Raw genomic sequence first — 9,641 nt, forward strand, 5'->3', positions numbered from 1 at the left:
TTGTTTCTTCTTTATGACAAAAGTAAAACAAAAATTCGGTTATGATGATTCATTGGATGCTTTTGGATGTCATGGCATTGGCGGTATATGGGGCGGTATTGCAACCGGTCTGTTTGCCCAATCGGCTATTAATCCGGTTGCCCAGTGGAATGGTTTATTCTTTGGTCAAACCGAATTGTTTGTTGCCCAGCTGATGGCGGTTGGTATTTCAGTGCTTTATTCTGCGGCAATGACAGCTATCATTATGCTGGTATTGAAGAAGGTCATGACGATTCGTGTCACACCTGAAGAAGAAGCCTTTGGACTGGATATCAGCGAACACTCTGAAGAAGGTTATCCAGCGTTTTCAGGAATTGACCAGTAGTATATTTTGGATTAAATGATTAAAGAAAGGAAAATGTTATGAAACTAATTGAAGCAATTATTCGTCCTGAAAAATTGGAACCTTTAAAGGATGCGTTTTTCGAAGCTAAAATCAATGGCATGAACGTCCGCCAGGTTTTAGGGTGTGGCAATCAGCTAGGCTGGATCGCCCATAATCGGGGTACAGAAGTGATGATGAATATGATTCCAAAAATAGAAATTAAGATTGTTGTAGCGGATAACAAGGTGGAAGACACCGTTAACCTTATTATTAAAACCGTCCGGACAGACGAAATTGGTGATGGTAAAATTTTCATTAAACCGGTAGACGACTGTATCCGAATAAGAACAGGTGAAAGAGGCGATTCCGCTCTTTAAATGAAAAGAATTAATCGATTCAATCAGGAAGGTAATTATATCTGCATAAGTAGATATAATTACCTTTTTTTTTTTTGATTTTTGAAAAAAACAAAAAAGTGTTGATTAAGGAATCAATTCAAGGATTGACTCTTTTAAAAGAGAATGCTATAATTTATCGAGTTGAGTCAAATCAGGATCAACTATTTATTAAGTGAATAAATAAATCAACCTTAAGTAGCAGCGAAAAGGTTCAGGCGATTGTCAATGAAGATGATCGTCTAAAAATGAACCTTGGTGCAAAATTAAGATTTATCAAAGGCGATAACAGCTTTTTTTTGTTGTCGCCTTTTTTGCGTCAACAGTGAAAAGATTTCAATAGAAAATAATATAATACTAAAAATTTAGGAGGAAAAAATGATTAATTCTGGAGATGTGGCATTTATTCTCGTCTGTACAATGCTTGTGTTTTTTATGACTCCGGGCCTTGGGTTATTCTACGCCGGGATGGTCCGCAGAAAAAATGTGCTTAATACGTTGATGTCGGTTATGTTTTGTTGTGGTTTGACGACGGTGATGTGGTTTGCTTTTGGGTATTCCCTTTCGTTTGGTCCGGATATGGGGGGGCTTGGCATCGTTGGAGATTTAAGCCATGCATTTTTCAGGGGTGTCAGCGAAACGGAAGCCGGTCCCTATGCCAGTACGATACCGGGAGTTTTGTTTGCTGTTTTTCAACTCGTCTTTTGTATGGTTACGCCAGCGATTGTTGTCGGTTCTCTGTCTGGACGAATGAAATTCTCGGCACTATTTATTTTCATAACTGTTTGGTTGATTCTTGTCTACTATCCAATGGCTCATATGGTTTGGGCTCAAGGTGGTTTAATCGCGGGATTGGGAGCAGTGGATTTCGCCGGCGGTTATGTTATTGAAATCAGCTCAGGGATTTCCGGTCTGGTTGCCTGTATTATTCTCGGCTCTCGAAAAGGTTACGGGATAAAGTCGTATCATCCACATAATATTCCGTTATTCGTTTTAGGCGGTGGGATTCTATGGGTCGGCTGGTTTGCGTTTAATGGCGGGTCTGCTCTGGGAGCGAATGGATTGGCCATTCATGCAGTTGTTACCACAATGATCGCATCAGCCGCCGCTATGTTAAGTTGGATGTTGATTGAAATGATTCTATATAAAAAGGTTACTATTATGGGTGCAGTTACCGGGTCAATTGTTGGGCTGGTTTCAATAACACCCGGGGCAGGTTTTGTCCCATTCGGCGCAGCTTTGATCATTGGGGGAGTTGTCAGTCCAATTTGCTTCTTCTTTTTAACAAAAGTAAAACAAAAATTCGGCTATGATGATTCATTGGATGCTTTTGGATGTCACGGTATCAGTGGAATATGGGGAGTAATTGCGACTGGCTTATTTGCTCAAACGGCTATCAATCCGGTTGCTCAGTGGAACGGATTGTTCTTTGGTGACACTCAATTATTTACAGCCCAACTGTTGGCAATGTGTATTGCAGTGATTTATTCAGGAGCAATGACAGCGGTAATTATGTTGGTATTGAAGAAGATCATGACAATTCGTGTTTCTACGGAAGCGGAAGCACTGGGTCTTGATATCAGCGAACACGCAGAAGAAGGGTATGCAGCATTTTCAGGAATTGACCAATAGCATATTTTGGTCTAGAATACTGTTTAAAGGTCTAATCGGAATGTCCTTATAGATTTTTAAATAAGCAAAGAAAGGAAGATGTTATGAAACAAATCGAAGCAATTATTCGTCCGGAAAAGCTGGAACCCTTGAAGGATGTATTCTTAAAGGCAAAAATCAATGGAATGAATATTCGCCAGGTTTTGGGGTGCGGTAATCAGTTAGGTTGGATCGCACATAACCGGGGAACTGAAGTGATGATGAATATGATTCCAAAAATTGAAATTAAAATTGTTGTAGCGGATAATAAGGTGGAAGACACTGTTAAACTTATTATGAAAACCGTCCGGACCGGCGAAATTGGTGATGGTAAAATTTTTATTAAATCAGTAGACGATTGTATCCGAATAAGAACAGGCAAAAGAGGCGATGCCGCTCTTTAAACAGAGCAGGATTTAACCCTATTAGACACATAAAAGCCCACACTTTTTATTTCTGTAAATAGTGTGGGCTTTCAGTTTTATTATAGAAAGAATAAAACCATTGACGTTCTCAATGGAAATAATATAATAGCAGGTAATGCAGACAAAATTCATTAAAAGGGGAAAAAATGATTCTGGAAAAAGAAAGAACAGACGTTGTTACATACTGTCAGAAATTAATTACAACCGGATTAACCAAGGGTACTGGGGGAAACATCAGTATTTATAATCGCGAACAACAATTAATGGCGATTAGCCCAAGTGGCATGGATTATTTTGAAACAGAACCGGAAGATATTGTTGTGATTGACATTAATGGAAATATTGTAGACGGAAAAAGAAAACCGTCAAGTGAACATGAATTACATCGCGTTTTCTATTTAAAACGCGATGATATTGATGCAGTGGTTCATACCCACTCCGTTTACTCTACCGTATTAGCTACCTTAGGACAGCCACTGCCTGCTTCAAGTTATCTGGTAGCATATTCAGGATTAAATGTACGATGCGCAGATTATGCTTCCTTTGGCACAGTTAAACTGGCAGAATTGACCTTTGACGCCATGATCAACCGCAACGCTGTATTTATGGCAAACCACGGTTTACTCACCGGTGGGAAGGATATTCTTAATGCTTTTAACATTGCAGAACAGATTGAGCATTGCGCTGAGGTTTATGTAATAGCCAGATCCATTGGGAAGCCTGTTATTTTAGATGAAGAAGAAATGACAAGAATGATTGTTGAATTCAATCAATCCTATGGACAGCGTAAATCCAAAGAAAAACTATAACATTAAAGCCCCGCCAGTATTTAAAAAATACTGGCGGGGCTTTAAAAAAGTGAATAATGAGTTTTATCCAGGATCCGAGCATCCATAAAGTGTGGCAGATTATACAGATTGATTGGTAAATATAACCTTTTCCACAATCTGATTAATTTGGTATTATGAACACATTTTATTTTTAAAGATAATGTGTTCCAATTTTGATTGGTGTTTGCGAAGATCTTCAAGAGAAACACCAAAATCATATTGTCCTTCCAATGCCTCTAAAAAGTGTTCAAGATTACAATTTCCAGCCCGTTCACCAATGCCGAAAAGGGTACAGTCAATGTATTTTGCTCCTGAAATAGTCCCCTGGACAGAATTTGCCACAGCCATGCCGAGATCGTTGTGCATATGGATTTCAAGATCCATTTCTGTGTTTATTTGATTAATATAGTGACTGCAGGTTCTTGGACTCAATATTCCAACAGTATCAGCAAAACGTATGGTGGTTGCATTCAAAGTGCTTGCTTTCTTAATAATTTTTTCAACAAAGGTCCAATCAGCTCGGGAAGCATCTTCTAATCCGATGGATAATTCTTTATTGAATCGGTGTATGCGCTCGGCACAAGATTCAATCATTTCCAGAACAGCATCATTGCTCATGTGAAGTTTTTCTTCAATAAGTAATGATGAAGCAGGCACACATACGTGTATAATATCAGCCCCACAGTCAATGGATGCCTGTATGTCATTTAAATTCATTCGATTCCAGGCAACAACATCAGCTTTTTTACAGGTTAGCTTTATTTTTTCAAAGGCCTGACATTCTTCTTTGCCCATTGCAGGGACACCGGCTTCAATTCGACTAACGCCTATTATATCCAATGCTTTTGCGATTGAAACTTTTTCCTTGAGAGTAAAGGCAATGCCAGGGCTTTGTTCGCCATCTCGAAGAGTTGTATCAACAATGTATTTTTTTTCAATAGTCATTATGAACCTCACTGACAAGGGTTAACAAATCCAAATCTGAAAAGCTTTTTCCCGCTTTGGAACAATGCTCTTTTAACTTGAATAGTATTTCATTGATACAGGATTCGGATAAAGATAATTCACGCAGTTTATAGATGACACTTCGTTGACCGGAGTGCTTGCCAAGGACAATCTCTCTGATATTACCCACTGATTCAGGACTAAACGGTTCATAAATAAGGGGGTTTTTTAAAATACCATCCACATGAATACCGGATTCAACTTTGAAAATGCCTTCACCAATCACTGCTTTTTTTTCCGGGATTGTTTTTCCTGTCATTCTTTCATAGACATCCTTGATTTCTCGTAAAACAGATAAGTCACCAACAAGGTTGCTTTTCCCATTAATCTTTAATGCCATTAGTATTTCTTCTAAATTAGCATCATTATTGCAAGAGCCAAAGCTGCAGCTGATGCTTTGCCCACCCATTAACAGCCATTCTAAAGCAATAGCAGAGGCACAATGTTTGTGATTGCCGGGACATAAATCTAAATAGTGTGCCCCGGAATTTAGAAGATTATGAAAGATCGTTTCATAATCCTGGATTAACAGATCTTCCAAACCGATGAGCCGTATTTTTTTTAATCTGAGATCCTGGATTTTAGAAAAATCCAGGTTCTTTTCAATGAGCTCATTCGGTTCAAATTCAAAGATTCCATTTACAACCTTTAGAAAATAAGTTTTTGACTGATCCCAGGATATGGGATCAGTCAGTAAAAGATCCTTCATTTTAGAAAATACCTGAGGTGGTGCTTCAATTTTTGTAACGCCACAGATAAAAAGAAGTTTGCAGAAATAGGCTAAATCTATGGGATCGCTATTCTCTGTATCTATGCTTGTTAATGTTCGATCAATGATGGCTGCCATAAAAGATCCTCCTTTTTCTATTATATCAGGAGATCTTTTACAACATTGCCTCCTTCAATATGTTCGTCCATAATCCGTTCTACATCGTCTACGGTAACATTTCCATACCAGACACCTTCAGGATAAACAACGACAATTGGACCTTTTTCACAAATACCAAAGCATCCTGTATTGTTTATCAGGATATCGCCGGATAAATCGCGTTCATCGATTTCTTCTATAAACGTCTGCAGAACTTTTACCGAGTCCTGCTGAAAACAATAACCTTTTTGTGTGCCGTTTATGCGACAGCTGGTGCAAATTAAAATGTGATGTTTTGGTGTTTCCATTTTTATAATCCTCCTGATACTTTTAATAATTCTTGAGCCGCTATTTTCACAGCGTCTTCAATTCGGTTGTAGGTGGAAAAAACTCTAATACCCTTTTTCTCTAATCTCTGGGAGGGGCCTTCTCCGATACGCATGGTGATGACACCATCACAATCATCTAATTCATGGAGAATCTGTCCGATTTTATCTTCATTTTCTCCGCAATCTTCAGCATCTGTACAATATTTTCCAATGGTTCGTTTTTCTTTAAACTGTACTTCGTTGTTAAGGTAATCATAAATGTATAAATCTGTGGCATGTCCAAAATGTTGATCAACCAGCATGCCGCCTTTGGATACTGCAGCAAAACGCAGGCCCTTTGCAGGGGCACCATCAGTGCCGTCTTCTGCTTTTTCAATTTCTCTGAATTCGATTGAAACATCTTCATCGATTTTACCAATGGCATCGGCCCGGCATTGCTTGCAGTGGTACATTTGTTTTAAATGGGTTCCACATTGGTCACGGATTTCATTTATTTGTTGGTTGGTCGCAATGGTTAAGCCTTCAAAGGCACTGCCTTTCACTGGAATAAGGGGCATGATGTTTGAAATAAAGCAACCAAGAGCCTTAACCGTTTTTACAACTTCTTCGATGTGTTTATCATTGATTCCCATCAGGGTGACTGTATTGATTTTTACAATAATGCCTTCGTCGATGAGCATTTTAATACCTGCCATCTGATTGGCTAATAGAAGTGCAGCAGCAGCTTCCCCGATATAATATTTGCCCATGAAGTGGACATGTTTGTATATCTTGGCACCAATCGCAGGGTCCACAGCATTAACAGTGACGGTGACATGGGATACATTCAATTGTGCCAGTTCTTTAGCATAGTAGGGCAGCATTAAACCGTTGGTTGAGACACAAAAGGTGACATCAGGATCATAGTCTCGAATGAGGGTAAGAGCTTTTTTAGTTTCATCAAAATTTGCGAGTGCATCGCCTGGACCGGCAATGCCTACTACCGTTAGATTAGGGACTTTTTCTTTAACTTCTTTATATTTTTCAAATGCTTCCTCCGGTGTTAGTATTTCAGAGGTTACTCCTGGACGGCTTTCGTTCATGCAGTCAAACTTTCGTATGCAATAATTACATTGGATATTGCATTTAGGCGCTATGGGAAGGTGCATCCGGGCATTTGTATGGGAAGCATCACAACTGTAGCAGGGATGCTTGGCTGTTTTTTCTTCCATGGTCATGGCCGGTTTCAGCTCTGTGATTGTTGTTGTCATTGGAATTACCTCCTCTGCAGACTCTAAACCATACTTGTTTTTTGGACCTTCGTTATAATAGGTATTGTAAAGTTCTTCTCTGAATCCACCTTCTAAAGCCTTAAGCAAGGTGTTGGTCATTTGATCTAAAAGCATGAGGGAACCCTCATAGCCAAGGGTACGAATACGTTGTCCGCCAACGCGATCGTGAATTGGGAAAGCACAGCGTATCAGCGGGATATGGTGTTTTTCTTCAATGCGTCGGCCATCGGAGTTGCCAAGCATCATATTGGCTCCCAACCTTAGAGCTTCCAGTTCGATGGTTTCAAAATCAACATCATTTAAAATCACATAGTCATCAACGAAAAGTGCAGCCGCTAATTTAGCAAGATCCTGTTCAATAATTTCTTTTAACTGAGGAAAATTAGAACCGGTAGCCACGATCACTGGCATAATCCCATTTTCACAACAAAGACGTACAGCGGAAACAACAAAATCGGGTTCCCCAAAAATTGCAATCCGACCCTCTGCATTATATTTATGAGAATCAATAATCCCATCAATATAACGACCCCGTTGTTTGGCAATTTTTTGTGAAACGGGTTTGCCGGAAAGAGCTGACAAAACATCAAGGAGTGCATCGGTATCTCTTAAACCAATGGGCAGGTTAACCCGTTGATAGGGGACATTGTATTTCTCATAAAGGAACATACCAGGGGAGTCTTCAGGCTTCATGGTGCTTGATATTTCAATGGTGGCTTTTGCGCCTCCCATTTTACAAATTTCGGAAATAGGAGTACCATGCATGGGCAGCCGATCATAGCTTTCTTTGTGGACACCGTCCAGGTTTTCCGAGAGATCCGGTAATAAAATATAATCTATTTCAAAATCTGACAGAAGTTCTTTAAGATAACGGGTATCCGCCGGGCTCAGCATGGTGGTGATGATATTGATTTTATCATTCTTTTGAACATCCATTTCCACATTGGAAACAATGGCTTTTAAAGCCCGGTTAAAACCTTCAAATTGTGTTCCGCTATAGCCGGCAGACTTAACTGGAATGATTTTAACGGTTTCGTCAGGATGTTGCTCATAGAATTTATGGATAATGAAACTGACGTCTTCCCCAATTGTTTCGGCCAGACAGGTTGTGGAAACCCCAATCACTTCGGGATGATATAATTTTATGAGATTTTCAAGTCCGAGAATCAGGTTTCGTTCGCCGCCGTAGACGGTGCCTTCTTCGGTTAAAGAAGATGAGGCAATATCAATGGGTTCATTATAATGAGTGGCCATGTGTCGCCTTATATAAGTACTGCACCCCTGTGAGCCATGGAGGATACTCATGGATTTTTGTATGCCATAAAAAGCATTGGCGACTCCCATGGGCATACACATCTTACAGGGATTGACATTTAAGTTCACTAAATTTTTAGACATATTTCATACCTCCACTGGATATTGTTTCCCAGACAGGACTGTTTATTGATAGATTAATTTCTGAGGCGAAATTAAGTGTTCCTTCATAGCCTGCTAAAGGACGCTTGCGTTCATGATTATGGTCACAGAAAGCGATGCCAAGTTTATAGGCAAGTGGTCTTTCCTTGACGCCTCCGACTAGGATATCGGCACCCATTTCTTTCATAAAAGATTCCAGCTCCGCTGGATTTGCATCATCCAGGATAATGGCATCGTCATCAACCAGGCTTTGGATCAATTCATAATCCTCTTTACTGCCTGTTTGAGTACCAACCATGACTGTTTTCATTCCAAACTCTTTAAACTGACGAATCAGTGATATGGCTTTAAAACCACCGCCAACATAAATGGCAGCTTTTTTTCCTTCAAGGTTTTTTTTGTATTTATCTAAAAGAGGTAACACTCTGTTTTTTTCTATTTCAATGAAAGCCTTAGCTTTACGGACCATTTCTTCATCATTCATTGCATAGGCAATGCATAAAAGTGAATCGGATGTATCGTTAACTCCAAAGAAGCTAACTTTAATGAATGGAATTCCAAAATCTTCTTCCATTTGTTTAGCGAGATAAGTCATTGAACCTGCGCATTGCACGAGGTTGAGTTGAGCGGTTGGCGCTTTTTTTAAAGATTCACTGGTTGCATCTCCGGTAATATTGGAAATGGCTGTTACCCCAAGCATGCGAAGATACCTTTTAATAATCCACATTTCACCGGCAAGATTAAAATCACCTAAAATATTGACGCCGACTTCCTTTGGCGGAAGTACTTTTGGTGTAATGAGACTCATAATAGCGTTGCATGCGGCTTTATAACCGGTTTTCTTAGTCCCGGAAAATCCTGGAGATTTAACAGGTATGACGCGTATTCCATATTTTTCTTCTGCGGCATTACACACGGCAACAATATCGTCTCCGATAACACCGACAATACAAGTGGCGTATATAAAAATTAATTTGGGGGAGTGCATGGCCATGACTTCGTCAATGGCGGCAATGAGTTTCTTTTCTCCGCCGAAGATAACATCTTTTTCTCTTAAATCAGTGGAATAGCTGTTTCTATATATATCT

At 39.6% G+C, this 9,641-nt stretch carries 9 protein-coding genes and 1 pseudogene; 5 read left to right on the plus strand and 5 right to left on the minus strand.

Annotated features, from left to right (window positions below; all coding sequences use genetic code 11):
* From VIK44_RS11695 to VIK44_RS11715, 5 genes and pseudogenes are all read left to right on the plus strand, one after another.
* A pseudogene (locus tag VIK44_RS11695) lies at positions 1–364 on the plus strand (ammonia permease); the annotation flags it as partial.
* A gap of 38 nt (positions 365–402) precedes the next feature.
* Positions 403–741, plus strand: a complete 339-nt coding sequence (locus VIK44_RS11700) for a P-II family nitrogen regulator (protein WP_331554069.1) — start codon at positions 403–405, stop codon at positions 739–741.
* Positions 742–1,137: 396 nt separating this feature from the next.
* The gene (locus tag VIK44_RS11705; RefSeq protein ID WP_331554070.1) at positions 1,138–2,391 is read left to right on the plus strand and encodes an ammonium transporter; all 1,254 of its coding nucleotides are present in this window, start codon (positions 1,138–1,140) and stop codon (positions 2,389–2,391) included.
* Between the two features lie 83 nt (positions 2,392–2,474).
* The gene (locus tag VIK44_RS11710; RefSeq protein WP_331554071.1) at positions 2,475–2,813 is read left to right on the plus strand and encodes a P-II family nitrogen regulator; all 339 of its coding nucleotides are present in this window, start codon (positions 2,475–2,477) and stop codon (positions 2,811–2,813) included.
* Between the two features lie 167 nt (positions 2,814–2,980).
* Positions 2,981–3,643, plus strand: a complete 663-nt coding sequence (locus VIK44_RS11715) for an L-fuculose-phosphate aldolase (RefSeq protein ID WP_331554072.1) — start codon at positions 2,981–2,983, stop codon at positions 3,641–3,643.
* 153 nt (positions 3,644–3,796) lie between these two features.
* Here the strand turns inward: VIK44_RS11715 and VIK44_RS11720 are convergent, their stop codons facing one another.
* From VIK44_RS11720 to VIK44_RS11740, 5 genes are all read right to left on the minus strand, one after another.
* Complete coding sequence (locus VIK44_RS11720) at positions 3,797–4,609, minus strand: homocitrate synthase (RefSeq protein WP_331554073.1); 813 nt, start codon at positions 4,607–4,609, stop codon at positions 3,797–3,799.
* Positions 4,599–5,516, minus strand: a complete 918-nt coding sequence (locus VIK44_RS11725; RefSeq protein WP_331554074.1) for a homocitrate synthase/isopropylmalate synthase family protein — start codon at positions 5,514–5,516, stop codon at positions 4,599–4,601. The genes VIK44_RS11720 and VIK44_RS11725 overlap by 11 nt, the downstream gene beginning before the upstream one ends.
* A 20-nt stretch (positions 5,517–5,536) precedes the next feature.
* Positions 5,537–5,845, minus strand: coding sequence for a 2Fe-2S ferredoxin (locus VIK44_RS11730; protein ID WP_331554075.1), 309 nt, complete (start codon positions 5,843–5,845; stop codon positions 5,537–5,539).
* A gap of 2 nt (positions 5,846–5,847) precedes the next feature.
* Positions 5,848–8,535 (minus strand): nitrogenase cofactor biosynthesis protein NifB, encoded by a 2,688-nt coding sequence (nifB, locus tag VIK44_RS11735; protein WP_331554076.1) that lies wholly within the window; start codon positions 8,533–8,535, stop codon positions 5,848–5,850.
* Positions 8,528–9,641, minus strand: a 1,114-nt coding sequence (locus VIK44_RS11740; protein ID WP_331554077.1) for a nitrogenase component 1, incomplete at its 5' end; no start/stop codon positions are given. The genes nifB and VIK44_RS11740, both read right to left, overlap by 8 nt.

The organism is Acetobacterium sp. (assembly GCF_036508315.1).
Classification (GTDB): domain Bacteria; phylum Bacillota; class Clostridia; order Eubacteriales; family Eubacteriaceae; genus Acetobacterium.